We start from the raw sequence: 26,237 nt of genomic DNA, 5'->3' as shown, positions 1-26,237 counted from the left end.
CAGGAGCGAATCAGGTCAGCGCACCGCGCCCGTCGACGGTGAAGATGCGTTCGACCACGCCCTTGAGCCGGCCGCCGCGCACGCCGATCAGATGGTCGTGCAGATTGACCGTGGGGTCGCAGTGGCCGGGAATCAGCCACAGGCTCTCGCCCAGTGCAGGCAGCCAGCCGCCGTGGTTGCCCGCGTCGGCATCGGGGTGCAGCACGCCATGCTCGTCGCCGCCATTGGCAAAGCGCAGCGCGTTTTCGGGCGCCAGCGCATGCAACCGGGGCAGGCCGGAGTCTATGGCATGGGCCTTGTGGCCGGCGTCGCAGACGGCATGGTCGCTGCTGAGCGACATGACCTGGGTCTTGACGTAGAGCGCATGCTCGAACAGGGGCTGGGCCGCGTCGCGCTGGTTGGCCGCGTAGTCAGCGTCCATGAAGAGGAAGGAGCCGGGCTGGATTTCGCCATAGATGCCGCTGGCGGCCTCGTTGACCATGGTGCCCGTGCCGGCACCCGTGATCAGCGGAATGGCCAGGCCGGCGCGGTCGAACTCATGGCGCGTGCGGTTGACGAGCTTGAGCACCTGGTCGATGGCGGTCTTGCGCTCCTCGGCGCTGCGCAGATGCTGGGCGCCGCCGTGATAAGCCTGCAGGCCCGCAAAGCGCAGCACGGGCTGGGCTGCAATAGCCTGTGCCAGAACCAGGGCGGCTTCGCCGGGCTCTGCGCCGCAGCGGTTCTGGCCGACATTGATTTCCACCAGCACATCCATGGCGGCATCGCCGGCCTGCGCATCCTGCAGGGCCCGCGCCAGCCGCGTGATGCCTTCCTCGCAATCGACGGCCAGGGCCAGCCGGCCGCCCTGGGCATTCAGTGCCCTGGCCAGAGTCGCCACGCGCGCCAGCTTGGTCTGGGAGATGACTTCGTTGCTGATGAAGATATTGGTGATGCCGCCCTGGGCCAGTGCCTCGGCCTCGCTGACTTTCTGCACGCAGTGGCCGCAGGCGCCGGCATGTTCGAGCAGATGGGCGATATGCGCGCTCTTGTGCAGCTTGGCATGCGGGCGCCAGAGCACGCCATGCTGCTGGGCAAAGCGGGCCATGCGCTCGATATTGCGGTCCATGGCGTCCAGGTCAATGACCAGGGCGGGCGTGTCTATGCGTTTGACGGCCTGGCCGACCAGGGTCTGCAGATGCTCAGGAATGTGCTTCATCTCGGCTGCCTTGCTGAAGGTGTGCGGTATCTGCCCAGCCTACCAAAGACAGGCCGTCGGGCGTCCAGAGCAGGCGATTGATGGCGCAGTTGCTCAGCTCCCAGGTGCGTGGCGTCTGGAAATCCTGGCGCGTGGCCAGGCGGTACAGCACATCCATCACGCCGCCATGGGCGACCAGCACGATCTGCTCGCCCTCATGCTGGCGTGCAATCCGGTCCACGGTGGCAAAGATGCGTTCGCGCAAGGCCTGCAGCGAGTCGCCGCCGCCGGGCGGGGCATAGGCCGGGTTGCGCGTGCGCCAGAGCTGGGCGTCCTCGGGCTGGGTGGCTTCCACATCCTTGAAGGTGCGGCCCTGGAAATCGCCGAAGCAGCGCTCGCGCAGGCCGGCGGTGGTGTGCAGAGGTGCACCGGATCTCTGGGCAATCGCCTGCGCAGTGACATGTGCACGCTGCAGGTCGCTGCTGTAGATGGCGGCAATGCTCTCGTCGGCCAGCGCCTGGGCCGCCTGCTCGGCCTGCCACAGGCCGGTGTCGTTCAAGGGGATATCCAGATGCCCCTGGATGCGTCCATCGACATTCCAGGTTGTCTCTCCGTGCCGGATGGCAATGATGCGCGTGGCGTGCATGTCTTGGCTCGTTCAGCGTAGGTTGTTTTATTGAACAGTCATTGTCTTGCAAACAAAGTGTGCCTGTACCCCGGTCTGTTGTTACAGACTTTTCGACGCTCGGCCTGCATCGTGGCGCAGCCGGCAAGAAAAAAGGCCTGCAACCATGGTTGCAAGCCTTTAGCTATTGCAGCGCTTGCGCTTCAAGCGCCGGCTGCCATGTCTTCCGGTGTCAGATCAGCGACTTGGCATTGTCCAGCACAAAGTCGCAGGCCTTTTCCTTGAGGTTGCTCTTGACCTTGTCCAGGCTGAAGCTCTTGCCGTCGGCACCCGTGACCATGCCCATCAGCCCGTTCTGGTAGCCCTGGTCTTTGGGTTCTTCCTTCTGGCCCAGACCCAGCTTGCCCAGCAGCTGATTCTTGACCTGGGCGGCCTTGTCGGCGTTGAGGTAGTTGTTCTTCATGCAGTAGGTGAGGACGCCTGCGGCATTGCTGGCCGTGCCGGAGCTCAGATTGCCCAGGCCCAGGGCGGACAGTGCCGAAGAGCCTCCGGAGCCGCCGAGCATGCCGCCCAGGCCCGAGGCGCTGGAGCTGCTCTCGGCCGCGCCGCCGCCCAGCTGACCGCGCAAGGCGTCGCCGAGGCCGCTGGCATGGGCGCTGAAGGCACCCGCGGCCACGGAGGCGCAAAGCAGGCTGGAGAGAGCAAATTTCTTCATGACTTCATCCTTTTCATGGCGAGGGCTCAGGGAAGACGCCCTGGTTCAAAGCGAGCTGCACGTTAGCACGCGGCAGGCCGGGCAACTGTTGAAGATTGCAAATCAACGTGCCGGCGCCACGGTGGCCGGTGCCACGTTGGCCGGGGCGGCTGGCGTGACCAATGCGGCGGGCTGTGCGGGTGCTGCAGGCGCGCCGCTGGCAGGCTGCGCTGCCGGCGGCTGGATGACGGTACGCACATTGCGCGGGCCCTGCGGCGGCTTGGGGAAGCCCGTCAGCGCCGCATCAAACAAAATGCCGAAGATGGCCGGGTCGTCGGTCCACACATCCTGGCGCTGGGCCGAGGTTTCGTAGACGATCTGCTGGGTCTTGATGTCGCGCATGACGATGCTCACGGCGCGGTAATACTCCAGCGGCGGCTCGTTGAACATCATGCTGCCGCCGAAGCCCCAGCCGAAACCGCGGCCGTAGCTCATGCCCCAGCCCCAGCGCGGGCCCCAGTAGGGGTCGTAATAGGGCCAGCTGGCCCAGTCGCGCGCATAGCGGGCCATGGCGCTGATCTGCACCACCAGGCTGGCGCGCGAGTCATCGCGCGTCAGGCCGACGCGGGCCAGCGCATGCTGGGCCTGGGCTTCCACGGCCGCGAAGTTCACCTGGCCCTGCTGCGAGGGCAGGGTCTCCAGCCGGTAGGTGGCCGGTACGGGGATGGTGTTCAGTGCGGAAAAGCTCTGCACCGTGCTGTTGACCTCGCGCACCGTGCTGCAGCCGGCCAGCAGAGCCGTCGCAGTCAGGGCCACAAGGCCGATCCAGCGTAAGGAGGTTTTGTGCAGGTTCATGATGATTTCTCTGAAAACGACAAAGGCCCATGGAATGGGCCTTTGATTGGACAGCAGGGTCCGGTTTTAGTTCAAAAGTCCGCTCAGGACAGTTGTACCACTTGTACTCCGCCGGGCAGGGCTGCCATGGTTGGCAGCTCTTCATGGTCAAAGGCCATGTCGCCGTTGGGATCGGCAATGCCCGTGGCCTTGGCGTTCCTGAAGTCGTGCAGCTGGGGATCCATCATGTGCGTGGTCACGATATTGCCCATGGCGCGGAACATGCTCTCGATGCGGCCGGGGAACTTCTTGTCCCACTCGCGCAGCATATTGCCCACGGCCACGCGCTGCAGGCCGTCCTGGCTGCCGCAGAGGTTGCAGGGAATGATGGGGAAGTTCTGGTACTGGGCCCAGCGCGTCGTGTCCTTCTCGGGCACATAGCACAGGGGGCGGATCACCACATGCTTGCCGTCGTCGCTGACCAGCTTGGGCGGCATGCCCTTCATGCGGCCGCCGTAGAACATATTGAGCATCATGGTCTGCACGATGTCGTCGCGGTGATGGCCCAGGGCCACCTTGGTGCAGCCCAGCTGGTCGGCCACCTTGTACAGGATGGCGCGGCGCAGGCGCGAGCACAGGCCGCAGGTGGTCTTGCCTTCGGGCACGACGCGCTTGACGACGCTGTAGGTGTCCTGGTTCTCGATGTGGTAGTCCACACCGATGCTCTGGAAGTACTCGGGCAGCACATGCTCGGGGAAGCCGGGCTGCTTCTGGTCCAGGTTCACGGCCACGATGTCGAACTTCACGGGTGCGCGCTTTTGCAGCTTGCGCAGAATGTCGAGCAGGGTGTAGCTGTCCTTGCCGCCGGACATGCAGACCATGACACGATCGCCTTCCTCGATCATGTTGTAGTCGAGGATGGCCTTGCCCACTTCGCGGCACAGGCGCTTCTCGAGCTTGATCTGTTCGCGCTCGATCTTGATCTTGCCGGGCTTGGCGGCTTCTTCGCCGTTGGCGTTCTCTGCGGCCGCAGCATCGGCGGCTTCTGCCTCTTCGGCAATCCAGGGGTTGTCGTTTACTGCATTCATGGGGTTCACCATTGTCCGGTTTCGATGCGAATGGCTACTTCGCAGTCGTCAAAAATTTCCAGCTTCGCAATTTTCACACGCACGCCGCGCACGCCGGGCAGCTGCAGCAGGCGCTGGGCCAACTTTCCGATCAGGCTCTCGAGCAGGTTCACATGCTCTGAGGTGCATTCGTCGATGATGATCTGGCGCACCTTGCGGTAGTCCAGCACATGGAGGATGTCGTCATCGCGCGGAGCCAGGGGCTGGGGGCCGAGATTGAGTTCGGCGTCGACCTGGATCGGCTGAGGCTCTTGTTTCTCATGCGCAAGAATCCCCAGGCTCGCGTCGAAGCGCAGCCCGGTGAGCGTGAGAATCTGTTGTCCGGAAGTGGAAGTCATGGAAAAGGGTGCGGCCTCGACGGGCTCACATCATCGAAAAATCGCGCTCGAAGCGCTGTAAATGTTGGCCGCCATCGACCAGCATGGTGGTGCCCGTCATGGATCGGTTTTCCAGTGCAAAGCACACGGCGGCGGCAATGTCCTCGGACGAGGAGGAGCGTCCCAGCGGGCTCATGGCGTGCAGGGCCTCGAACTTTTCCTGGCTCAGCATATGGCTGGTCAGCGTCAGGCCCGGCGCCACGCCCACCACGCGCACGCGTGGAGCCAGCGCCAGGGCCAGCATGGTGTTGGCGGCTTCCAGAGCCGCCTTGGAGAGGGTGTAGCTCAGGAAATCGGGGTTCTGGTTCCAGAGCTTCTGGTCCAGCACATTCACCACGGCGCCCTGGGCCGACTCTTCGCCCGCCGCCACGCGCTCCTGCACATGGGCGTGCAGAGCCTGGGACAGCAATATGGGCGCACCCGTGTTGCTGCGCAGGTGTGCTTCCAGCGCCACATAGCTGAAGCTCTGGGCATCGTCATGTTCGAACAGCGAGGCGTTATTGACCACGGCGTCGATGCGGCCAAAGCGCTCCACCACACGCGGCACCAGCGAGCGCACGGACTCCTCGTCAAAGAAGTCCGCGTCAAAAGCCGCGCTGTCGCCCGACAACTGCGCGCAGGAAGCCACGGTCTGCATGGCTTGCTCGCGGGAGTCGCGATAGTGCACAGCCACTTGCCAGCCCGCGCGGGCCAGGGCCAGGGCCATGTCACGTCCAAGGCGACGGGCGGAACCGGTCACCAATACTGTGCGTGGTCGGGCGGGTGAGGACATTCGTGGAAAATGCGGGTTGTGACGACAGAACCCTCAAGTTTAACGAGCGCCTTGCAATCCCGCATTGCCAAGGAGATTGCCGCCGTGGGCGGCTGGCTGCCTTTCGACCGTTTCATGGAGCTGGCGCTCTATGCACCGGGCCTGGGCTATTACGCCAATGAGACGGCCAAGTTCGGCGCCATGCCGGAGTCGGGCAGCGACTTTGTGACGGCGCCGGAGATTTCGCCTATTTTTGGCCAGTTGGTGGCGTCCCAGTTACGGGAAGCGCTACAAAAAACGAATACCCGCGAGATCTGGGAGTTCGGCGCGGGAACCGGCGCGCTGGCGCTGCAGATCCTCGACGAGCTGGCGGCTCAGGGTGCGTTGCCAGAGCGCTACACCATCGTCGATCTCTCGGGAACGCTGCGCGCGCGCCAGAAGCTGGCGCTGGCCAAGTACGAACATCTGGTGCGCTGGGTGGATGCGCTGCCCGAGGCCATGGAAGGCGTGATCATCGGCAACGAGGTGCTGGATGCCATGCCGGTGCAGCTGCTGCAGCGCACCCGGGGCCAATGGCATGAGCGCGGCGTGGTGCTCGGTGCAGGCGGCGATGAGGCGGCTTTTGCCTGGGAAGACCGTCCCACCGAACTGCGCCCGCCTGTGGATATCGGCGGACCGCATGATTTTCTGACCGAAATCCACCGCCAGGGCGAGGCATTTATCCACACCCTGGGCGAGCGTCTGGTTCGCGGTGCCGCTTTTTTCATCGATTACGGCTTTGGCGAGAGCGAGTACTACCACGAGCAGCGCCATATGGGGACCCTGGTCTGCCACTACCAGCATCAGGTGGACAACGATCCGCTGGTGCTGGTCGGCCTCAAGGACATCACGGCTCACGTCAATTTCACGGGCACGGCCGTGGCGGCCCAGGATGCGGGCTTCGACGTGCTGGGCTATACCAATCAGGCGCACTTTCTCATCAACTGCGGACTTGCGCCCAAGCTCGATGCGGTCGGCATCAAGGCCCGCTCCATGGCCTCCAAGCTGGTCATGGAGCACGAGATGGGCGAGCTGTTCAAGGTCGTTGCCCTGTCCAAGGGCGTGGAGCCCTGGACGCCGCTGGGCTTTGTGCAGGGCGACCGCACGCACCGGCTATAGCGTCTGCGTGCCAGCCGAGCTCACTGCTTTTCGAGCTTGGCGGCCTGGATGATGCTGCCCCAGTGCTTGTACTCGGTGCGCGTGAAGTCGCGGAACGCGCTTGAGCCGAGCAGGCGAGGTTCGCCGCCCAGGGCTGCGACCCTGGCCTTGAACTCGGGGCTGCTGGCCACCTTGAGCGTGGCCGCTTCAAGTCGCTGGACCACGGCGCGTGGTGTCCCCTTGGGGGCCAGCACGCCGTTCCAGGTGGCGGTGACAAAGGACGGAAAGCCGCTTTCCTTCATGGTCGGGACCTGAGGCAGCTGCGGCAGGCGCTCGGCCGAGGTCACGGCCAGCGCCTTGAGCTTGCCGCCCTGGATGAAGGGCAGTGCCGGCGTGATGTTCTCGAAGATGAAATCGATCTGGCCGCCGATCAGATCGGTGAGCGCCGGAGCGCTGCCCTTGTAAGGCGCGTGAACCAGGTCCAGTTTGGCGGCGCTCTTGAGCAGCTCGCCCGACAGATGCACGGTGGAGCCCATGCCCGGCGAGCCATAGCTCATGCCGGTGCGGCGCTCGCGCGCGTAGCTCACCAACTCGGCCACCGATTTGACCGGTGTTTTCGATTCGTTGACCACCAGCACATTGGGAATCGAGGTCACCAGAGCCACGTACTCGAAGTCGTCCAGGCTTTTCTCGCTGAGATTGCGGTACAGGCTGGGATTGATGGCCTGCGTGCCTGCCGTGCCGAACAGCAGCGTGTAGCCGTCATTGGCGGCGGCTGCGACGCGGCTGGCTCCGATGGCTCCGTTGGCGCCGGGGATGTTCTCCACCACGACCGGCTGGCCCAGGGCCTCGGCCAGACCCTGGCCGACCAGGCGCGCCACGACATCGGTATTGCCGCCGGGCGAGAAAGGCACGACCAGCTTGAGCGGGCGATTGGGGAAGCTGTCGGCAGCCGCCGGCAGGGCCAGGCTGGCGCCCAGCAGCGCTGCGGTCAGAAGAAACTGTTTGCGTGAAAAGGTCTGGGGCACGGTATGTCTCGTTGTTTGTTGTTGGCGGGCCGTGACGGCAGACGCATGGGCCCGGTCCCTGCATGGCGCAGGGCTTGGACATCATGGGCAGAGGGGGGAATTGAGGTCAATCAATCTTTGGGAAGCATGTCATGCATAAACGGAATGGCTGCCTGACAGCATGGGCGCGCAGGCCGTCAGGACAGTGCGCCCCTATACTTGCGGTCTCATGATTCGCTGGTTGATCGTCATTTTTCTGGCCCTGTTGCTCGTCAACGGGCTGCACGGCTGGCTGCAGCGCATAGGGCTGGGGCGTCTGCCCGGCGACTTCCGTTTCCGGCTGTTCGGCAAGGAATTTTTTCTGCCCGTGGCCAGTACGGTGCTGCTCAGCGTGGTGGCGGCGCTGATTGCCCGCTTTGTGAAGCTCTGAGAGCGTAAACACGTTCTGAGGCTGGCCGACTTGAATCTGCAGGCTTTGGCTGCACATACGGACCTGAGCCCGAGCAGTGCCTGCTGGCACCGTCAGGCATTGCCAAAGAAAGTACGACTTGCGCAAAGCGGGTTCAGGCAAGGCGACTGTCCCAGGAGGCAGGCCGTTGTCGCATTCTTTTTTGCGTAAATCCTAGAAAGGTTGCCCCTGTGTCCGAATCCCTGCACTACGTCTGTCCTCATTGCCACACCACCAATCGCATTGCCAGCGACCAACTGGGCAATCAGCCCGATTGCGGCAGCTGCCACCAGCCGCTGGTGACGGGCGAGCCCGTGGCGCTGGACAACGACAGCTTTGCCCGGCACACCGGCCGCAGCCAGTTGCCCGTGGTCGTGGATTTCTGGGCTCCCTGGTGCGGCCCCTGCCGCATGATGGCGCCGGCCTTTGCCCAGGCGGCCCAGCAGCTGGCGGGGCAGGCGCAACTGGCCAAGCTCGATACCGAGGCTTATCCACAGGCCGCAGCACCCTTGGGCATTCGCAGCATTCCGACCATGGTGGTTTTCAAGGAAGGCAGGGAACTGGCACGCATCTCCGGGGCCCTGCCTGCCTCGGAGATCGTGCGCTGGGTGCGCTCGGTGATCTGAGCGGCGGCTTCGCGCGAGCGGGCCCGTTCACCCGGCCCCGGTTCGGGGCCGGTTAGCCTGGCTCAGGCGGCGATGTCCAGCACCACGCGGCCTTCGATCTTGCCTTCGTGCATGCGGGCAAAGATGTCGTTGATGTTTTCCAGCTTATCGGTGGATACGGTGGCCTTGACCTTGCCCTGAGCGGCAAAGTCCAGCGACTCCTGCAGGTCCAGGCGCGTGCCGACGATGGAGCCGCGTACCGTGATGCCCTTGAGCACCATGGAGAAGATCGGCAGCGGAAAGTCGCCGGGCGGCAGGCCGTTGAGCGAAATCGTGCCGCCGCGACGCACCATGCCCAGAGCCTGCTCGAAAGCCTTGGGCGACACGGCCGTGACCAGCACGCCGTGGGCGCCTTCAATCTCTCTTTGCAGATAGGCCGCCGGGTCGGTGTTCATGGCGTTGACGGTGACGGTTGCGCCCAGCTGGCGCGCCAGCGCGAGCTTGCTGTCGTCGATGTCGACCGCCGCGACATTGAAGCCCATGGCCTTGGCATATTGCACGGCCATATGGCCCAGGCCGCCGATGCCGGAAATCACCACCCAGTCGCCGGGCTTGGCGTCGGTGACCTTCAGGCCCTTGTACACCGTGACCCCGGCGCAGAGCACGGGAGCGACGTCGATAAAGCTCACATTGGACGGCAGATGGCCCACATAGTTGGGGTCGGCCAGTGCGTAATCGGCAAAGCCGCCATTGACCGAATAGCCGGTATTGGTCTGAGATTCGCACAAGGTTTCCCAGCCGCCTATGCAGTGGCGGCAGAAGCCGCAGGCGCTGTGCAGCCAGGGCACGCCCACGCGATCCCCTTCCTTGACATGCTTGACGTTCTTGCCCACCGCAGCCACATGGCCCACGCCCTCATGGCCGGGAATGAAGGGCGGATGAGGCTTGACGGGCCAGTCGCCTTCGGCCGCATGCAGATCGGTGTGGCAGACGCCGGAGGCGGCAATCTTGACGAGGATCTGATCGTCTGCCGGTCGAGGGACCGGCATTTCTTCGATCGTGAGCGGCTTCCCGAAGGAACGCACCACGGCGGCTTTCATGGTCTGGGGTAAGGACATCAGAGCACCTCCTTGAAGCAAGAGGGCAAGGCCGTGGCCTGTGGGCCGGACACTTGCCCGTCAAAGAACCATACCGGTATGGAATGGGTGTTGCAGCGGGCTTCGTGACCCGCTGCATGGCCCGGGCGGAGCGAACCGCCGTAGCCGTCTCGTACTGTGCAATGGCTGCAGCATACCTTCTTTGACTTAACTCAAGCTGCGCCCATCCCTGCCTTCTGGACCTCGGCGCGCGGGCGGCTAGGCGCCGTCTTCCAGATAGGCGGCAATCGCCTGCTCGCGCGCCTTGCTCACCGCGTCGCCGATGGCCTTGCCCTTGAGGCCGCGCTGCGCTGCGGCCTGGGCCACCGGGCCGGTTTCCACGGCCAGAGCCGCTTTCAGGGCATTGCCCAGGCGCTGGCGCTGCGGATAGGCCGCATCTTCAAAGCCCAGACGTCCGCGCGCGTCGCATTCGCAGGCCTGCAGGGCTTCCTCGAAGCGCTGGGGCTTGCGTATGGCATCGCAGCGCTCGAGCAGCCGCAGCAGGGCGGCGGCATTGAGCTCGTGGCTGCGGTGGATGTTGCCATGCTCGCGCGCCACGACCTCGGCCAGCTCCTTGCAGTCGTTGGGCACGCGCCAGCGCTCGCAGACCTGCAGCAGCAGGCGGGCGCTGCGCTGCTCATGGCCGATATGGCGGGGCAGCACATCGGTCGGAGTGGTGCCCTTGCCGAAGTCATGGCAGAGGCAGGCAAAACGCACGGACAGCGGTGCCTGCAAGCGGGCCGACATGTCCAGCACCATCATGGCATGCACGCCGCAATCGATCTCGGGGTGGTATTCGGCGCGCTGGGGCACGCCCCAGAGCTTGTCGAGTTCGGGCAGCAGCCGGACCAGCGCCCCGCATTCGCGCAGGATCTCGAACATGCGCGAGGGCCGCTCCTCCATCAGGCCGCGGCTGATTTCCTGCCACACGCGCTCGGGCACCAGGGCATCGACCTCGCCGGCCGCCACCATCTCGCGCATGAGTTCCATGGTCTCGGGCGCGACGGAAAAATCGGTGAAGCGCGCCGCAAAGCGGGCCAGACGCAGAATGCGTACCGGGTCTTCGCGGAAGGCATCGGTCACATGGCGCAGCACGCGATTCTTCAGATCCTGCTGGCCGTGGTAGGGATCCACCAGATCTTCGAGGTTGCCGTTGCCTGTCCAGTCTGCGGGAGCGGCGATGGAGTTGATGGTGAGATCGCGCCGCGCCAGGTCTTCTTCCAGCGTCACATCGGCGGCGGTGTGGACCACAAAGCCGCGATAGCCCATGCCGTTCTTGCGCTCGGTGCGTGCCAGCGCATATTCCTCATGGGTCCGGGGGTGCAGAAACACCGGAAAGTCGCGCCCCACGGGCACGAAGCCGCGCGCGCTCATCTGCTCCGGCGTGGCGCCAACCACCACCCAGTCCGTATCGTTGACGGGCAGGCCCAGCAATGCATCGCGCACCGCACCGCCTACCTTGAAAACCTTGAATTCACTCATGCTGCAATGGTAGTGGCTGCGAGCCGGCCTGCAGATACCGCAATCGCGGGAGCCAGGCCTCAGCGCTGCTGGCGATAGGGCTCTTCAAACTGCAGAAAGTCCTGCTCGGCCAGCGCGGCCTGAATCCATTCCTGGGTGGCTGGCAACTGGGTGACGCGCTGCACATAGGCGCGCACGGGGGCCGAGGTCGGCAGGCCGTAGCTGTTGATGCGCATGCACACTGGCGCAAAAAACGCATCGGCAATGCTGAACTGGCCAAACAGCATGGGGCCGCTGGCAGCGCTCAGCAGCGGGGTCCAGAGCTCTTCGAGTTGCTGGACATCGCTGCGCAGATCGGCATGCTCGGCCCAGAGCCGGGCTCCGGTTTCCTGCAACTGGGCTTCGATATTCATGGGGCAGAAGCTGCGCAGCGCGCCGAAGCCGCTGTGCATCTGCGCCACCAGGCTGCGCGCGCGGGCGCGCTGGGCCACGGTTTGCGGCCACAGATGCTTGTCGGGAAAACGCTCGGCCAGGTATTCGCAGATGGCCAGGCTGTCCCAGATGATCAGTCCCTCGTCGACCAGCAGCGGCACCTTGCCGGTCGGTGCGAGTGCCAGCGCCTGCAGCTTGAAGCTGGAGTCGGGCGCAAAGCTGTCAAAGCGCAGTGTGAGCTCTTCGAAGCTGATGCCGCTTTGGCGCATCAGCACCCAGGGGCGCATGGACCAGGACGAGTAATTCTTGTTGCCGATATAGAGCTTCATGGCGGACTCCTGTGTGGTTTGTCGAGCAGCTTATCAAGCTTGGGCCTGACGGTCTGTGTGTTTTGATTCCACAGTCATGTCTCGGCGGCGCGGCGGATGATGTAATTGCAGCACTATGGCAAATACTTCGACTTCTTCTGCAAGCCCGGCCGCTCAGGTGGCCGGGGCCGGTCACCACAAGGGCGCGCTGGTGCTGTTCTCGGGCGGCCAGGACTCGACCACCTGCCTGGCCCAGGCCCTGGCCATGTTCGAGCGCGTGGAGACGCTGGGCTTTGACTACGGCCAGCGCCACAGCGTGGAGATGCAGGTGCGCGCCGGTGTGCGCGAGCAGCTGGCCCGGCGCTTTCCTCAATGGGCGCCGCGTCTGGGCGAGGACCATGTGCTGTCGCTCGACGTGCTCAAGCAGATCGGCGGCTCGTCCCTGACCGAGGATGTGGCTTTTGCCATGCAGGCCGACGGCCTGCCCAACACCTTTGTGCCGGGCCGCAATCTGCTGTTTCTGACGCTGGCCGGCGCGCTGGCCTATCGCCGCGGGCTGACGGTGATCGTCACCGGCGTCTGCGAGACCGATTACTCGGGCTACCCCGATTGCCGCGACGACACCATGAAGGCCCAGCAACTGGCGCTGAACCTGGGCCTGGAGCGCCGGCTGCGCATCGATACGCCGCTGATGTGGCTGGACAAGGCCCAGACCTGGCAACTGGCCCAGGACCTGGGCGGCAGCGAACTGGTGGAGCTGATCCGCACCGAGACCCATACCTGCTATCAGGGCACGCGCGATGCGCTGCACGAGTGGGGCTATGGCTGTGGCAGCTGCCCGGCTTGCGAGCTGCGTGCATCGGGCTGGCACAACTGGCGCGCCAGCCAGTCAGCTTGAAATTGATAGCTTCTTGCGCTTGATAAAAAAGGACTTCAAGGCATTTTTGCTTTGAAGTCCTTTTGATAAATGCGGTAGATGCTCCTTAATGAGGAGCATCTGCGCTATGGATCCGACTCAGGCGCTGGGCCGCGTGGCGATCTGCCCGGCCTGAATCTGCGCCGTCATCTGGCTGAGCCAGGCCTGGCTCTCGGGGCGCTCGAACAGAAAGTCCCAGATGGCATCGTGCTGGCGCGGTGTCAGGCCGAGCGCGCCATGGCGGCGCATATGTGCTTGCAGCCGCAGCACCTCGGGGTGCGTGAGCGGCAGCTGCATCACGGTCAGTGGCGGGCGCTGGCGGTAGCGGCGCTGGGGAATGTTCTTGCGGGGACGACTCATGGCAAAGCGATTCAAAGGTTAGACGGGCCAGACTACGCCGTTGTCGTTGAGGATGGCGTCCAGCGGCTGGTCATGGGCCTCGGGCTGGAAGTCATCGACATAGCCATTGGTGTAGCCCAGGCCCACGGTGAAGGGGCGCGGGCTCAGCTCGGCCAGCGTGCGGTCATAGAAACCGCCGCCATAGCCCAGGCGGTAGCCGCCGGCCGCATAGCCTACGCAGGGGACAAACAGCAGCGTGGGCACCAGCAGTTCGGTATCCTTGGGCTTGGGAATGCCATAGGCGTCCTCCTCCATCGGGCAACCGGGGTACCAGGCGTGAAAACTCAGCGTCTTGCGCTGTTTGTCTATCACCGGCAGCCCGATCCTGCGCCTTTGTGGAGTACCCTGTAGCTCGCCATCTTCCTTCCAGCGATGCAGGGCTGGCAGCGGATCGAATTCACCCTTGATGGGCCAGTAGGCACCAATCACGGTATCGGGCCGCTCCATCAGCCAAAAGCGCATCACCTGCTGCAGCGCATCGGCGCGTTGCAGGCGATCTGGAAGGTTGAGGCGCAGTTCAATCAACTTGCGGCGTAACGCTGCTTTGTCCATCGGATAATTTCCTCCATGCACTGGCTGAAGATTTTGACACCGCTTTGTGCGGCTTCCCTGTTGACTGTAGCTGCTCCGTTTGCGCAGGCACAAAACTCGGGCGACGCCGTGTTGCTGGATATGCAAAAAGCATTCCGCAGTCGCAATCAGACGGCGCTGACCCAGCTCCTGCCTCAGGCTGCCGGTCACCCCCTCGAACCTTGGGCCGCTTACTGGGAACTCAAGAACCGTCTGGAAACCGCCTCGCCCGATGAAATCCAGGGCTTTCTGAACCGCTATGCCGGCACCTATCAGGAAGACCGCTTGCGCAACGACTGGCTGCTGCTGCTGGGCAAGCAGCGCGACTGGAACACCTTCAGCCAGGTCTATCCCAGGTTCCGCATGCGCGACGACAAGTCCGTCACCTGCTACGCCCTGCTCGCCGATGCCTTGCAAGGCCGGGGCGCGCCCAATGTGGGCCAGCAGGTACGCGATCTGTGGCTGGCACAGAAGGATGCCGATGACGGCTGCACCACGGCCGCCGGCCAGCTGTATTCGAACAAGCTGATCACCGACGCCGATGTCTGGCGCCGTGCCCGCGTGGCTACCGAAAACAATCGCCAGAAGGCGGCCCGTGATGCGGTGGCCATCGTCGCCCCCGAGGCCGCCGACCAGGTGGCACTGGTGTTTGCCTCGCCCGCCAAATACCTGGCAGGCCAGAGCAAGGCGCGCGGCCGCGAGCGCAAGGAGCTGGCCCTGCTGGCCCTGATTCGCATGGCGGCCAGCGACCCCGATGCGGCCGCCACCCAGATCGAAGGCGGCTGGGGCGCCCAGCTCAACGGCGAGGAGCGCAACTGGGCCTGGGCCGTGGCCGGCAAGCAGGCCGCCTTCAAGCTCTCGCCCGATGCCAACAACTACTTCGGCAAGGTGCGCCGCAACGAGGACCTGAGCGACGACCTGCTGGGCTGGAAGGCCCGCGCCGCCTTGCGCGCCGGCGACTGGAAGGCCGTGCGCCGCGCCATCGACGCCATGGGGCCGGAGCGCACCGACCCGACCTGGGCCTACTGGAAGGCCAAGGCCATGCTGGCGGGCCGCCCCAATGCCGAGGAAAAGGCCGAAGCCCGCCAGTTGCTGGAAGACACGGCCGGCAGCAGCAGCTTCTACGAGCAGCTGGCGCTGGAGGAAATCGGCCAGCGCATTACCGTGCCGCCCGCGCCCGCACCGTTGACGGCGCAGGAAAAGGCGGCGGCGCGCAGCAACCCCGGCCTGAGCCGCAGCCTGTATGCGATTGGCATGGGGCTGCGCAGCGAAGGCGTGCGCGAGTGGAACTATTCCACCAATCTGCACCAGCCGGGAGGCATGGAAGATCGCGAACTGTATGCGGCCGCCGATCTGGCCTGCGAGCGCCAGGTCTGGGATCGCTGCATCAACACCAGCGAGCGCACCAAGACCTTTGCCGACTGGAAGCAGCGCTTTCCCATGCCCTATCACGACACGGTGCTGGCCAAGTCGCGCAATATCGGGCTGGACCCGGCCTATGTCTACGGCCTGATCCGTCAGGAGAGCCGCTTCATCATGGATGCACGCTCGGGCGTGGGCGCTTCGGGGCTGATGCAGGTGATGCCGGCCACGGCGCGCTGGACGGCCAGAAAGATCGGCATGACGGGCTTCACGCCCGACATGATCAACGACCGCGACACCAATATCACCATCGGCACCTCCTATCTCAAGCTGGCGCTGGACGACTTCGAAGGCTCGATGGCGCTGGCTGCCGCGGGTTACAACGCCGGCCCGGGCCGCCCGCGCAACTGGCGCAACGGCCCCACGCTGGATGCCGCCATCTGGGCCGAAAACGTGCCCTTCAGCGAGACCCGCGACTATGTGAAGAAGGTACTCTCCAACACCACCAACTATGCGGCGCTGATCACCGGCCAGCCTCAGTCGCTCAAAAGCCGTCTGGGCACCATAGGCCCGCGTCCGGCCAATGATCCCGAAACCATGAAGGACTTGCCATAGGCGGTTGTTTCGATGAGCTGATTGCTCATTTAATGATAGTGAAAAGCGCTCTGCCTGAAAGGTGTGGAGCGCTTTTTTATTGAACTCTTCAAGTGCTCAAACAAGACCCGCGCCGAGGCGCGCGTGAAATAGCACGCAAAGTCCCATGTAGGTGAATAACCTACAAACATATGGCGAATGAGACTGGTTTGCGTTTACAAAAGTACATAATTGCAACCGTCAGAGCCCATAACGTCACATACAACCTCGGCTTTGTCTCCCTTTAGCTGCCTGCCAGCTGTCCAGAAGGCCCCCCGGGCCGCCGCTTCCTATCCGTATCTGTGAACGACCTGCCCGAGGCAGGCCGAGGAGTCATCATGTCCAACGCAGCTCTCAGCCGTGCCCGCCACATTCGCTGGCAACCCCGTTTACTGGCCCTGGCCGCTGCCGCCGCATGCGCCGGCAATGCTTTTGCACAAGCCAGGGAGTCCACCATGGAGGAGGTGGTGGTCTCTGCCTCCGGCTTCGAGCAAGAGCTGAAAAATGCCCCGGCCTCCATCTCCGTCGTGACGCGCCAGGAGCTGGAGACCAAGAACTTCCGCGATCTGGCCGAAGCCCTGCAGGGCGTGGAAGGCATTGATGTGATGGGCGGAACCGGCAAGACCGGCGGCCTCGACATCAGCATCCGTGGCATGCCCGGCGACTACACGCTGATCCTGATCGACGGGCGCCGCCAGAACGTGGCGGGCGACGTCACGCCCAACGGCTTCGGCGCCGCACTGACCAGCTTCATGCCGCCCATGTCGGCCATCGAGCGCATCGAAGTCATTCGCGGCCCCATGTCCACGCTCTACGGCTCGGACGCCATGGGCGGCGTGATCAACATCATCACGCGCAAGGTCAGCAAGGAGTGGGGTGGCGAAGTCAGCGTGGGCGCCGGCATTCCGCAAGACAGCGAATGGGGCAACCAGTACAAGAGCAGCTTCTACATCAACGGCCCCATCAAGCAGGATCTGCTGGGTCTGGCCGTGCGCGGCAGCACCTTCAACCGCGATGCCGCCGACTGGGTGCTGGCCCCAGGCGCCGCACAGCCCGCCGGTGCACGCAACCCCGCGCCGGCGCAAAGCCGCCAGCATAGCCTGGGTGCCAAGCTGACGCTGACGCCCAGCCGCTATCACGACATCTGGCTGGATGTGGACCAGGCTCGCACCTGGTACAACAACGAAGATGGCCGTCTGGGCAATCGCGATGCGGTTGCCAAGCCTGGTTCGCAGCCCGGTTATCGCGATGCGCTGCGTTTCAACCGCGATCAGGTCAGCATCGGTCATACCGGCCGTCTGGGCTTCGGCACGCTGGAAAGCAGCCTGATGCATACCGAAACCGAGACCATTGGCCGCACCATCCCCGGCGCGTCGGTGCCCAAGGGCGACCCGCGTGCTGGCGCCGATCGCGAGCTCAAGACCACCAATCTGGTGCTGGACAGCAAGCTGGTGGCCCCCGTGGGCGATGCTCATATGCTGACCGTGGGCGGCCAGTTCTGGGATGCCAAGCTCAAGGACGGCCTGCTGCCGCAAAGCCACAAGCAGACCATGTGGTCGCTGTTTGTCGAGGACGAATGGCGTCTGCGCCAGGGTCTGGCCGCCACGCTGGGCGGCCGCTATGACCACCATGATGCCTTTGGCGGCCAGTTCAGCCCGCGCGCCTATCTGGTCTGGGATGCGACGACGAACTGGACCTTCAAGGGCGGCGTGAGCCAGGGCTTCAAGGCTCCGCGCCTGAATCAGCTGATCGACGGTGTCAGCGGCGTGACCGGCCAGGGCCAGACCATCAGCATCGGCAACCCCAACCTCAAGCCCGAGACCAGCACCAATGTGGAGCTGTCGGCCCTGTTCGACAACAAGGCGGGCTGGACCAGCGCGGCCACCTTCTTCCATAACGATGTCAAGGACAAGATCGCCTCGGGCGGCTCTTGCGATCCTAAAAAGCCTGGCTCAGTCTACATCTCCAGCTGCGCTTACAACCCCACGGCCGATTACTCCATCAATGTGGACAAGGCCAAGACCTGGGGTCTGGAGCTGAGCAGCCGCGCCCAGCTGGCCAAGGACTGGGCCGTCAAGGCCGGCTACACCTGGACCAATAGCGAGGTGATCGAAAAAGGCGTCAAGAACGGCCAGTTGGCCAACACCGCCAAGCATATTGCCAGCGCCCAGCTGGACTGGACCCCGAGCAGCCAGTGGCGCCTGTGGGCGCGCGGCGAGTACCGTGGCAAGAGTCCGCGCTTCAGCGGCTCCTACGACAACTTGAGCAAGGCCAACAGGGACGTGTATGACGCCGTGGGCGATATCAAGGGCTATGCGCTGTTCCATCTGGGAGGCAGCTATCAGGTCAACAAGAGCCTGAGCATCAACGCCAGCATCTTCAATCTGTTCGACAAGGACTTCCGCAAGTATCAGCAGGTGAGCGTCAACGGCACGCCGACCTGGGTGAACAGCTATTTCCAGGGCGGCCAGAGTGTGTCGGGCGTGACCCAGGCCGGTCGTACCTTCTGGATCACGGCGAACATGAAGTTCTGAGGCTGAGCGCTTTACAAGCGGCATGAGCTTCTGAATCAGGAGCTGTCAGCGCAGTTCAATCATAGGTTTCAAACTGTTTTATGTCTGAAACCATGGACGAAAAAGCGCAGGCAGCTCCTGTTTTCATATTGCTGATTATTGTTTACACTTCTTTACAAATACCGGTTCTGCGCATGGCAGGCCAGCAGTGAGTGAGGAGAAGTCGCAATGTCAGCAGCAAAAGGCCGCGTGCTCATCGCCACGCTGGGACTGGTCTGGGCCGGTGCCCTGGTGGCACAGCCCGTCTACAAATGGGTGGATGCGCAAGGGCAGACGCATTACGGCTCGCAGCTGCCGCCGCAGCAGGCGGATGCATCGCAGGTCAAGGTCTCGCCCAACGGCAGCTCCGGTGCGGGCGCGGGGCGCTTTGGCGAAGGACCGGAGACACGCAATCCCGACGGCACCAGGAAGCTGCCCAAGGGCGCTCAGGAAATGGCCGACGGCCTGGCCCAGGGCCTGAGAAAGGTCGACGGCAAGGAGGTGGCGCTGAACTGCGCGCTGGCGGTGGACAACATCCGCAGCCAGATCGAGACCATGCTGGAAAACGGCCAGAAAAACCTCAGGGGCGGCTATATCACCCAGGCTCAGTACGACAGCTCGGCGGGCAACTTCGTGAAGCTGCGCTCGCAGGCCACGGTCAGCGACTGCAAGGCCGCCACGGGCCGCTCGCGCGATATGTACCAGTGCATGACCAGCATGCACAACCACCTGGTCGGCTGCGCCGAAAAGCACAGGCCCTGAGCAGCTCGGCCGCTTTCAGAACACGTTCTCAGGTCTCGGCCCACATGCGCAGCAGGTTGTGATAGTGGCCGGTCAGGCTGACGGTTTCCTCGGTTTCACCGAATTTTTCGCGCAGGCCCGTGATGGCCTGATCCATCTCGAACAGCATGGCGCGGCGTGCATCGTCACGCACCATGCTCTGGGCCCAGAAGAAGGAGCAGACCCGCTCGCCGCGTGTCACTGGCTCGACCCGGTGCAGGCTGGTGGAGGGGTAGAGGATGAGATCGCCCGCAGGCAGCTTGACCTCGTGCGTGCCGTAGGTGTCAACCACGACCAGCTCGCCGCCCTCGTAGTCCTCGGGCTCGCAGAGAAACAGCGTGCAGGACACATCGGTGCGCAGCCACTGCTCGGAGCCCGCGACGCGGCGTGCCGCACCGTCCACATGCAGGCCGTAGGTTTCGCTGTCGCTGTAGCGGTTGAACAGCGGCGGCATGGTGCGCGCGGGCAGGGCGGCGCTGAAGAACAGCGGGCTGGCGGCCAGCGCCTGCAAGATGATGCGGCCCTGCTCCTGGGCTACGGGCGAGTGCTCGGGCAGCTGCCGGTTGCGCTTGACCTGGGCGCCCTGGCTGCCCACGGTGGCGCGGCCGTCGACCCAGTCGGCGGCAGCTATGGCGGCACGCATGCTGGCGACCTGCTCGCGGCTCAGGACATTGGGGATGTGCAGCATCATGGTGAAAATTCTTTGAAATGGAGAAGCCCCGCTTGGGCGAGGCTGCAGGTCGGAAAGTGGATCGCTGTCGCTGAAGACGGCGCGACCCAGGTAAGAGACAGCGAGCAAGCGCCGCCGCGCAGCAAGGGCTGCCCCAGCGAGGCTGTCGTCCCCCTCCGGCGCTCGGCGCCAGAGAGGGGGAAGGCGCGGAGCGCCTCAGGGGGAGAACTTCCAATCAGAACTTGAAGTTTGCCGTCAGACGGGCCGAGCGTGCAATGCCGGGGAAGTAGCGGTAGCCGCTCTTGTTGATGGCCGCCACATAGTCCTTGTCGAACAGATTGAAGACATTGAGCTGGATGTCCAGATTCTTGTTCACGCGGTAGCTGGCCATGGCATCGAACACCCAGTAGGCGTCCGTGTGGTTGGGCGTGCCCACGGCACCGTCCGTGCCGCGCTTGAGGCCGCCCGCATAGCGCGCGCCGCCGCCAATCGTCAGGCCGAAGGGCAGCTGGTAGGTGCTCCACAGGCTGAAGGCATTCTTGGGCGTATAGGTCAGGCCGTTGCTGGCGTCGGCTGCCACCAGGGCGCCGGTGTCGACCTTGGTGTTCTGCACGGTGTAACCCGCGCTCACGCCCCAGGCCTTGTTGATCTGGCCGATCACGCCCAGCTCCAGGCCCTGCACGATCTTCTTGCCGGTCTGGCCCACGGTGCCGTCGGAGTTGGTGACGATCTCGTTGGTCACCTCGGTGCGGAACAGCGCGCCGCTGAGCATCAGGTTCTTTTCCATCAGCTCCCATTTGCTGCCCAGCTCCAGCGTCTTGGCCTTCTGCGGGTCCATATTGGGGTTGGCGGCATTGTTCACCGCGGCCGACAGCGCAAAGTTGCTGCCGCCCGGTGGCTGTTGCGAGAGCGCGTAGTTCATGTACACGCTGCCATTGGGGGCGGGCTTGTAGAGCAGGCCGGCCTTCCAGCTCAGCAAGGTGCCGGATTTGCTCAGGCCGTCCGACGTGGTGGGCACCACGGTGCCAGCAGGGTTGCTGCCGCAGGGTTGGGTGGTCGAGGTGGCCGTGCAGACCGCCATGGCGTTGTACGAGGTCTTGTAGCGGTCCAGACGTAGGCCCAGATTGGCTTGCCACTGGTCGTTGAACTTCAGCGTGTCGAAGGCATACAGCGCCACGGTGTCGGTCTTGCCCTTGCTGTCCGCGCCGTTGCGTACATAGGCAGGCAGCGTGACGCTGGAGTCAGGGTTGTATACGCTGACCCGGGTAGGCACTGAGCCTGAGGTCACCAAGCCGTAATTGGTCTGTTCCTCGCGCGTCAGCTCCAGGCCCAGGCTCAGATCATGCTGCACGCTGCCGGTGGCAAGGCTGGTGTTCAGATTGGTCTGGTTGGTCAGGATGCGGTTGACCTGATCCTTGGTGTTGATGAGCCGCGCCATTGACCATGTGGATGGATCGGCGGGGTTGGGAGTCTGCAGACCATTGCTGCCAAGGACGCCGCCCACAGAATAGCCCTGGCCCATGATGGCCGAGAGCAGATAGTCCTGCTTGGTCTCGCCCCAGCGCGTGGTGTTGCGCAGCTTGGTGGTGGCGGAGAAATCATGCTCCACCTTCAGCGTGGCCATGGTGGCCGTCACATCGTCGTGGTCGGAGGCCGTGCCGTAGAAGTTCTTGCTGTTGACGCGTGCTGCAGAATCCAGAAAGGCGCGGCGGCCTGCATAGCCTGCAGCGTCGGGCGAGGTGTAGCCGGGCAGGCCGATGGTGGCGACGCCGCCGTCGGGCACATTGCTCTGCTTGATGTGCAGCAGGTTCACGAACACGCGGGTGGGCGAGTTCAGGCCGAAGGCAATCGAAGGCGCAATGCCCCAGCGGTTGTTTTCGATGCCGTTGCGGCCCGCCACATTGGCGTCCTGCGCCATGGCGTTCAGACGTACGGCCGTTCCGGTCTCGGCATTGATGACGCGGTTCAGGTCGATGCTGGCGCGCTTGTAGCTGGCCGAGCCCAGGCCCAGGGAGCCGCCGAAGCTGTTGTTCAGATTGGCCTGCTTGCTCACCAGATTGATGGCACCCGTGGGGGCGCTGCGGCCATAGTCCGTGCCGGCCGGGCCCTTGGTGACTTCGACCTGGTCGATGTTGAACATATCGCGCGAGATCGAGCCTATGTCGCGTACGCCGTCCACATAGATGCTGCTGGAGCTGTCAAAGCCGCGCATATAGACGGCGTCGCCCGTGCTGGTGTTGCCGTTCTCGCCCGCGTAGAAGGTGCCGGCGCCGGGCACATTGCGCAGCGCCTCGGTCAGCGTGGTGGCGCCTTGCTCCTGCAGCAGCTGCTCCTTGATGACGTTGACGGTCTGCGTGGTGTTGACCAGCGGCTGTGTGAACTTGGGCGAGGACAGCTGGCCGGGCGTGTAGCCGGTGTCGGCATTGCCCTCCACCTTGACTTCCTTGAGTGCGGTTTCTGCAGTCTGGGCCATTGCTGGCATTGCCAGGGTGGCGCCGGCCAGCACGGTGGCGCAGGCGACCAGACCGGCGGAGGAAGGCAAGCGGCCCGCGGAATGCTTGCGGCTTTGGATATAGATGTTGGATTGAGCCATGTTGAAAGGACTGGAAGTGAAGACAGTTGGCTGGCTGGTACGGGCTGTCTGCACTTGTGATGCGAGCGCGGACGAGGGTGGCGTCCGGGCGAAGTCCTGGCTGGCTAAAGCGTACTCGGGTACGAATGCAAAGGATGATAATGATTCTTAATATAACTTTGCGAAAGTTTACGGAGAATCATGTCTGGCGTTGTTGCATAGCAACATGGTCGGGATAGGCGGGCACTCGCTTCACTTCGGATATGAGAGCGGCTACCGCCTTTTCTATCTATATCTCAAGGTGCCAGGCCATTGAAATCATCTAACAGCATGCACTGGCTGCTTCTTTTTTGAGAGTCTTTACGGTCGCGTAGCCTGGGCGCTGTCCCTGGCCTGCAGCAGCAAATCATGCAACAAGGCCTGCTGGGCCGCAGGAAAGTCGCTGAGCAGCTCGGTGGCTATCTGCTCGCGCCGGCTTCTGAGCTGGTCGAACAACTGCTGTCCCCTGGTGCTGAGCTGCAGGCAGCGTACGCGCTTGTCGGCTTCGCTGGCAGAGCGCTCCAGCCAGCCCTTGTCCTGCAACTGGGCCAGGGTGCGAGCCATCTGGGCCTTGTCGGTGTGACTGTGCTCGACCAGTTCCTTTTGCGTGATGCCGGGGTGGCGACCGGTGTGCATGAGGATGCGGAATTCGTTGAAGGTCAGCCCCGGTTGCACCGCTTCAAGCGACTCAAGCAGGCGCGCGCGAAACAGGTGCAGCAGATCGTGCAGTACCTCGAACACATCGGCAGCGATGGATGAACTCATGGTGGGAAAGGTTGTTTGTTGACTTAGTCAACTTATTAATGGATATTTCGTGGACTTTATCAACTTAATGAAAATCATGTCCAACACCGAGACAGTGTCCATCATGCAGCGTGTACGCCACGAATTCCGCTCACGCCATGTGCAACTGCTGGCGCGCGAGCAGCTCAGCCCCGGCTTTATCCGCCTGACCGTGGGCGGCCCCGAACTGGCAGGCTTTGTCAGCGCGGGCTTTGACGACCATACCAAGCTCATCCTGCCCCAGGCCGGGATGGACAGGCCCAATCTGCCGCAGATGGTCGACGGTCGCCCCCATATAGCCGGCGAGCGCCCCACCATGCGCGACTACACGCCGCTGAACTACGACGCGGCCCGCCACACGCTGCAGCTGGAGTTCGCCGAGCATGGCTCGGGCCCGGCCGTGGAATGGGCGCGCGCAGCACCCATCGGCCAGTGGCTGGGCCTGGCCGGCCCGCGCGGCAGCCTGGTCGTGCCCGCCGATCTGGACTGGCATGTGCTGCTGGGCGATGAAAGCGCCATGCCCGCCATGGAGCGCCGCCTGGCGGAACTGCCGGCCGGCAGCCGCGCCATCGTGCGGGTGCAGATCGGCAATCAGGTCGATCAACGCCACTGGTGCAGCGCTGCAGCGCTGGACCTGCAGTGGGTGAGTTCGCTGGCCGATGCGGTGGATGCGCTGGAACTGCCCGAAGGCGAGGGCTTTGTCTGGGCCGCAGGCGAGAATCGCGCCATGGCCGATCTGCGCAAGCGCATTCTGGCCAAGCCCGGTGCCAATCCCAAGCGCATGCGGATTGCGTCCTACTGGAAGCAGGGCGAGGCCGCTCACCACGAGGAACTGAGCGCGAATGACTGAAGAGACCGGTCCGCCTTCACGACTCACTGCAATACTGCGTCGCAAGCTGCACCAGCGCTACACACCCCTGGTGTTTGCCTTCTACATGGCGCTGATCATGGCCTTCATCATGTGCTGCATCATCGTGGCTGCCAACGGCGGCCTGGGGGCAGGCTATGGATGGCGAGTGCTCAAGGCCTATGCGCTGGCCATGCCTTCGGCCTTTGCTTGCGTGGTGTTGGTGCGTCCGCTGGTCATGCGGCTGGTTGCAGCCACCGTGCAGCACTGAGCGTTTCTCACTGATTGAGCAGGACGGGGGCGCCGGTTGCATCGCGCCGCAGCTCGGCCGCGCTGCTGGCAAGCAGACTCTCGATCAGGCTTTCCAGCCATTGCTGTGCGGTCTGTGCGCCAAAGTATCTCTGGTGCAGGATGCCGAAATAAGGAGTGGCATGAACCCAGTCCTGCAGATCCTGCACTCTGATGCTTTGCCACTCCAGCAGCTTGTATTTGAGCAGTACCTTGGCGGCATAGCTGGCATGGCGTTCCGGAGTCTGGACAAAGCCTGCCAGCCGCTTTCGGGCAATGCCCAGAGCCGCCTGCACATCACCAAACAAGCCGCCGTGTCCGGGAATGACGAGGCGGGGCTCCAGGCGCTCGATGACGTCCAGTGTCGCGGCGACCTCGTCGAAGGCGGCAATGCCTTCGATCTCGGGGAAGACCACGCCAAAGCCGTTTTCCCATAGCGCATCGGCAGAGATCAGGATGCGACTGTCAGGCTCGAACAGAATCACAGAATGCGGATCATGGCCGGGGGCTGCATGGATCTGCCAGTCGCGGCCCGACAGGCCTATCGTGCTGCCTGGCTGCAGCAAGCCCGTGATGGCAAAGCGCGGGCATTCCTGGCCCGTGGGGGCGTAGCTGAGGGCGGCTTCGTCCCAGTTGCGCACCTGCTCGGCCTGGCCTGGTGCGATAAAGGTCTGAACCTGTGGATAAGCCTGCTGTAGTGCAGCATTGCCTCCGCAATGGTCGCTGTGCAGATGGGTGTTGAGAATGCGCGCCAGCGGCTGACCTTCCAGCGTGCTGTCGATCAGCGCCAGTGTTTGTGCGGAGTGCGTGACATAGCCGGTGTCGATGACGGCAGCACCTTCGGCATCGCCGGCCTGCGCGGCAAAGACGATATTGTTGGCTGACAGCCAGCCGCGCTCCAGCACGGTCATGCCGGGCGGCAGTGGGACATGCATTGCCGGGGATGCATTCATCGGACTGGTCTCCTGTGCGGTGCTTTGTGTTTTGCACAAGCCTAGCAGACCGCTCATCACGCAGCTGTCGCGTGGGCGAGCTGCTCAGTGCTGCTCAGTGAGATTCGGCCGAAGGCAGGATGTTGCGGCGAATCACCACGGGCTTGCCGCCAAAGCGCTGCTTGGACAGCCAGTGCGCCAGGGCCGAATCGAGATGCGTGGCGTGGCCGGGAAACCAGTCCACCAGGGCCTTGGTCAGATCGCGGCAAAGGGCTACATTGCCTTCGGCGAGCTTGACGCGGACCTCTGCCACCGACTTGAGCACGGCCGCATGTTCGTCGATATGGCAGTCGCGCGGAGGGAAGCCGGTACTCAGCATCCACTGGTCCTCTTCGGCAAAGTGGTGCTGCAGATGGGTCTCCATGGTTTGGAGCAACCCGGACAGCTGCTCGTCGCTGGCGCATTCGAGCCGGCCCGCCAGTTGCACGAATTCCTGGTGAATCTCGTCCATGGGGTCGTGCCCCATCAGCAGTGCGTCGCCCCAGGTCAGGGTGGGTGTCTCTTTCATAGTGGTCTTCTTGTTACCAGGCGGGGCCTTGTGCGGAAGATCCATTATGCAAGGGCGCTGGATTGCAGCGCTGGCAAAAGAAAAAGCCTCTTGGGACGTGGTCTTAAGAGGGCGTTGTTGCATAAATCAGCGAAGGTGTTGATTTCCACCCAGAAGTGACCCACTAGCCCCCGGTTTTTCCATCTCAATCTGACCCACGCATTAACCCTA

At 63.7% G+C, this 26,237-nt stretch carries 27 protein-coding genes; 9 read left to right on the top strand and 18 right to left on the bottom strand.

Features of this window, described 5'->3' with window-relative positions:
- Positions 1-10 precede the first annotated feature (10 nt).
- The 7 genes from ACWGXF_RS11260 to ACWGXF_RS11230 form a co-directional block, all read right to left on the bottom strand.
- Positions 11-1,195: a DSD1 family PLP-dependent enzyme gene (locus tag ACWGXF_RS11260; RefSeq protein WP_452101930.1), complete on the bottom strand. Its 1,185-nt coding sequence runs from the start codon at positions 1,193-1,195 to the stop codon at positions 11-13.
- The gene (locus tag ACWGXF_RS11255) at positions 1,179-1,820 is read right to left on the bottom strand and encodes a histidine phosphatase family protein (protein ID WP_003068775.1); all 642 of its coding nucleotides are present in this window, start codon (positions 1,818-1,820) and stop codon (positions 1,179-1,181) included. Before ACWGXF_RS11255 ends, ACWGXF_RS11260 begins: the two co-directional genes overlap by 17 nt.
- Positions 1,821-2,031: 211 nt before the next feature.
- The gene (locus tag ACWGXF_RS11250; protein ID WP_046460605.1) at positions 2,032-2,514 is read right to left on the bottom strand and encodes a DUF2501 domain-containing protein; all 483 of its coding nucleotides are present in this window, start codon (positions 2,512-2,514) and stop codon (positions 2,032-2,034) included.
- Positions 2,515-2,616: 102 nt separating this feature from the next.
- The gene (locus tag ACWGXF_RS11245; protein WP_452101929.1) at positions 2,617-3,348 is read right to left on the bottom strand and encodes a DUF4136 domain-containing protein; all 732 of its coding nucleotides are present in this window, start codon (positions 3,346-3,348) and stop codon (positions 2,617-2,619) included.
- Positions 3,349-3,431: 83 nt separating this feature from the next.
- Positions 3,432-4,427 carry a tRNA 2-thiocytidine(32) synthetase TtcA gene (gene ttcA / locus ACWGXF_RS11240; RefSeq protein WP_053283233.1) on the bottom strand — a complete coding sequence of 332 codons (996 nt, stop codon included), beginning with the start codon at positions 4,425-4,427 and terminating at the stop codon, positions 3,432-3,434.
- The gene (locus ACWGXF_RS11235) at positions 4,421-4,792 is read right to left on the bottom strand and encodes a dihydroneopterin aldolase (protein ID WP_003050921.1); all 372 of its coding nucleotides are present in this window, start codon (positions 4,790-4,792) and stop codon (positions 4,421-4,423) included. The genes ttcA and ACWGXF_RS11235 overlap by 7 nt, the downstream gene beginning before the upstream one ends.
- A gap of 25 nt (positions 4,793-4,817) precedes the next feature.
- Positions 4,818-5,603, bottom strand: coding sequence for an SDR family oxidoreductase (locus ACWGXF_RS11230; protein ID WP_003067974.1), 786 nt, complete (start codon positions 5,601-5,603; stop codon positions 4,818-4,820).
- A gap of 9 nt (positions 5,604-5,612) precedes the next feature.
- Here ACWGXF_RS11230 and ACWGXF_RS11225 point away from each other — a divergent pair, with 9 nt between their 5' ends.
- Positions 5,613-6,740, top strand: a complete 1,128-nt coding sequence (locus ACWGXF_RS11225; RefSeq protein WP_185950028.1) for a class I SAM-dependent methyltransferase — start codon at positions 5,613-5,615, stop codon at positions 6,738-6,740.
- Positions 6,741-6,760: 20 nt separating this feature from the next.
- Here ACWGXF_RS11225 and ACWGXF_RS11220 read toward each other — a convergent pair whose 3' ends face one another.
- Positions 6,761-7,747, bottom strand: coding sequence for a tripartite tricarboxylate transporter substrate binding protein (locus tag ACWGXF_RS11220; protein ID WP_314352747.1), 987 nt, complete (start codon positions 7,745-7,747; stop codon positions 6,761-6,763).
- Between the two features lie 208 nt (positions 7,748-7,955).
- Here ACWGXF_RS11220 and ACWGXF_RS11215 point away from each other — a divergent pair, with 208 nt between their 5' ends.
- Together ACWGXF_RS11215 and trxC are read left to right on the top strand one after the other, a co-directional pair.
- Positions 7,956-8,156, top strand: coding sequence for a DUF2905 domain-containing protein (locus ACWGXF_RS11215; protein WP_012839950.1), 201 nt, complete (start codon positions 7,956-7,958; stop codon positions 8,154-8,156).
- A gap of 209 nt (positions 8,157-8,365) precedes the next feature.
- Entirely contained in the window at positions 8,366-8,800 is a 435-nt protein-coding gene (gene trxC, locus ACWGXF_RS11210) for a thioredoxin TrxC (RefSeq protein ID WP_012839949.1), read from the top strand.
- Positions 8,801-8,862: 62 nt separating this feature from the next.
- On the opposite strand, the gene adhP is transcribed toward trxC, so the two are convergent.
- From adhP to ACWGXF_RS11195, 3 genes are all read right to left on the bottom strand, one after another.
- Positions 8,863-9,897 (bottom strand): alcohol dehydrogenase AdhP, encoded by a 1,035-nt coding sequence (gene adhP, locus ACWGXF_RS11205; protein WP_034354660.1) that lies wholly within the window; start codon positions 9,895-9,897, stop codon positions 8,863-8,865.
- 237 nt (positions 9,898-10,134) lie between these two features.
- Positions 10,135-11,397 carry a multifunctional CCA addition/repair protein gene (locus ACWGXF_RS11200; protein ID WP_452101928.1) on the bottom strand — a complete coding sequence of 421 codons (1,263 nt, stop codon included), beginning with the start codon at positions 11,395-11,397 and terminating at the stop codon, positions 10,135-10,137.
- A 59-nt stretch (positions 11,398-11,456) separates the two neighbouring features.
- Positions 11,457-12,137 (bottom strand): glutathione S-transferase family protein, encoded by a 681-nt coding sequence (locus tag ACWGXF_RS11195; protein ID WP_343495939.1) that lies wholly within the window; start codon positions 12,135-12,137, stop codon positions 11,457-11,459.
- A gap of 115 nt (positions 12,138-12,252) precedes the next feature.
- On the opposite strand from ACWGXF_RS11195, the gene queC reads away from it, so the two are divergent.
- Entirely contained in the window at positions 12,253-13,014 is a 762-nt protein-coding gene (gene queC, locus ACWGXF_RS11190; RefSeq protein ID WP_452101927.1) for a 7-cyano-7-deazaguanine synthase QueC, read from the top strand.
- Positions 13,015-13,131: 117 nt separating this feature from the next.
- Here the strand turns inward: queC and ACWGXF_RS11185 are convergent, their stop codons facing one another.
- Positions 13,132-13,392, bottom strand: a complete 261-nt coding sequence (locus tag ACWGXF_RS11185) for a hypothetical protein (RefSeq protein WP_012839944.1) — start codon at positions 13,390-13,392, stop codon at positions 13,132-13,134.
- 18 nt (positions 13,393-13,410) lie between these two features.
- Positions 13,411-13,983, bottom strand: coding sequence for a 5-formyltetrahydrofolate cyclo-ligase (locus ACWGXF_RS11180; RefSeq protein ID WP_003067985.1), 573 nt, complete (start codon positions 13,981-13,983; stop codon positions 13,411-13,413).
- A 15-nt stretch (positions 13,984-13,998) separates the two neighbouring features.
- On the opposite strand from ACWGXF_RS11180, the gene ACWGXF_RS11175 reads away from it, so the two are divergent.
- The 3 genes from ACWGXF_RS11175 (at position 13,999) to ACWGXF_RS11165 (ending at position 19,310) form a co-directional block, all read left to right on the top strand.
- A complete protein-coding gene (locus ACWGXF_RS11175; protein WP_452101926.1) occupies positions 13,999-15,978 on the top strand; it encodes a transglycosylase SLT domain-containing protein in 1,980 nt (659 codons plus the stop codon).
- A gap of 356 nt (positions 15,979-16,334) precedes the next feature.
- Positions 16,335-18,530 carry a TonB-dependent receptor domain-containing protein gene (locus ACWGXF_RS11170; RefSeq protein ID WP_452101925.1) on the top strand — a complete coding sequence of 732 codons (2,196 nt, stop codon included), beginning with the start codon at positions 16,335-16,337 and terminating at the stop codon, positions 18,528-18,530.
- Positions 18,531-18,737: 207 nt separating this feature from the next.
- Positions 18,738-19,310, top strand: a complete 573-nt coding sequence (locus ACWGXF_RS11165) for a DUF4124 domain-containing protein (protein WP_012839941.1) — start codon at positions 18,738-18,740, stop codon at positions 19,308-19,310.
- A gap of 28 nt (positions 19,311-19,338) precedes the next feature.
- On the opposite strand, the gene ACWGXF_RS11160 is transcribed toward ACWGXF_RS11165, so the two are convergent.
- The 3 genes from ACWGXF_RS11160 to ACWGXF_RS11150 all read right to left on the bottom strand — a co-directional run bounded on the left by ACWGXF_RS11160 (position 19,339) and on the right by ACWGXF_RS11150 (position 23,374).
- Positions 19,339-20,019 (bottom strand): Fe2+-dependent dioxygenase, encoded by a 681-nt coding sequence (locus ACWGXF_RS11160; protein ID WP_087864316.1) that lies wholly within the window; start codon positions 20,017-20,019, stop codon positions 19,339-19,341.
- A gap of 214 nt (positions 20,020-20,233) precedes the next feature.
- A complete protein-coding gene (locus ACWGXF_RS11155) occupies positions 20,234-22,591 on the bottom strand; it encodes a catecholate siderophore receptor Fiu (RefSeq protein ID WP_452101924.1) in 2,358 nt (785 codons plus the stop codon).
- 339 nt (positions 22,592-22,930) lie between these two features.
- Positions 22,931-23,374 (bottom strand): MarR family winged helix-turn-helix transcriptional regulator, encoded by a 444-nt coding sequence (locus ACWGXF_RS11150; protein WP_034391123.1) that lies wholly within the window; start codon positions 23,372-23,374, stop codon positions 22,931-22,933.
- A gap of 67 nt (positions 23,375-23,441) precedes the next feature.
- Here ACWGXF_RS11150 and ACWGXF_RS11145 point away from each other — a divergent pair, with 67 nt between their 5' ends.
- The gene (locus ACWGXF_RS11145; RefSeq protein ID WP_202787717.1) at positions 23,442-24,242 is read left to right on the top strand and encodes a siderophore-interacting protein; all 801 of its coding nucleotides are present in this window, start codon (positions 23,442-23,444) and stop codon (positions 24,240-24,242) included.
- A complete protein-coding gene (locus tag ACWGXF_RS11140) occupies positions 24,235-24,510 on the top strand; it encodes a DUF2798 domain-containing protein (RefSeq protein ID WP_427771257.1) in 276 nt (91 codons plus the stop codon). Before ACWGXF_RS11145 ends, ACWGXF_RS11140 begins: the two co-directional genes overlap by 8 nt.
- A 7-nt stretch (positions 24,511-24,517) precedes the next feature.
- On the opposite strand, the gene ACWGXF_RS11135 is transcribed toward ACWGXF_RS11140, so the two are convergent.
- Both ACWGXF_RS11135 and ACWGXF_RS11130 read right to left on the bottom strand, forming a co-directional pair.
- Positions 24,518-25,480 carry an MBL fold metallo-hydrolase gene (locus tag ACWGXF_RS11135; RefSeq protein ID WP_452101923.1) on the bottom strand — a complete coding sequence of 321 codons (963 nt, stop codon included), beginning with the start codon at positions 25,478-25,480 and terminating at the stop codon, positions 24,518-24,520.
- Between the two features lie 94 nt (positions 25,481-25,574).
- On the bottom strand, positions 25,575-26,027 hold the full coding sequence (locus ACWGXF_RS11130; RefSeq protein ID WP_256628707.1) for a bacteriohemerythrin: 453 nt from the start codon (positions 26,025-26,027) through the stop codon (positions 25,575-25,577).
- Positions 26,028-26,237: the final 210 nt, after the last annotated feature.

The sequence above is a fragment of the Comamonas sp. HJ-2 genome (assembly GCF_053615495.1).
This window is presented reverse-complemented; position numbering and strand designations above follow the sequence as displayed.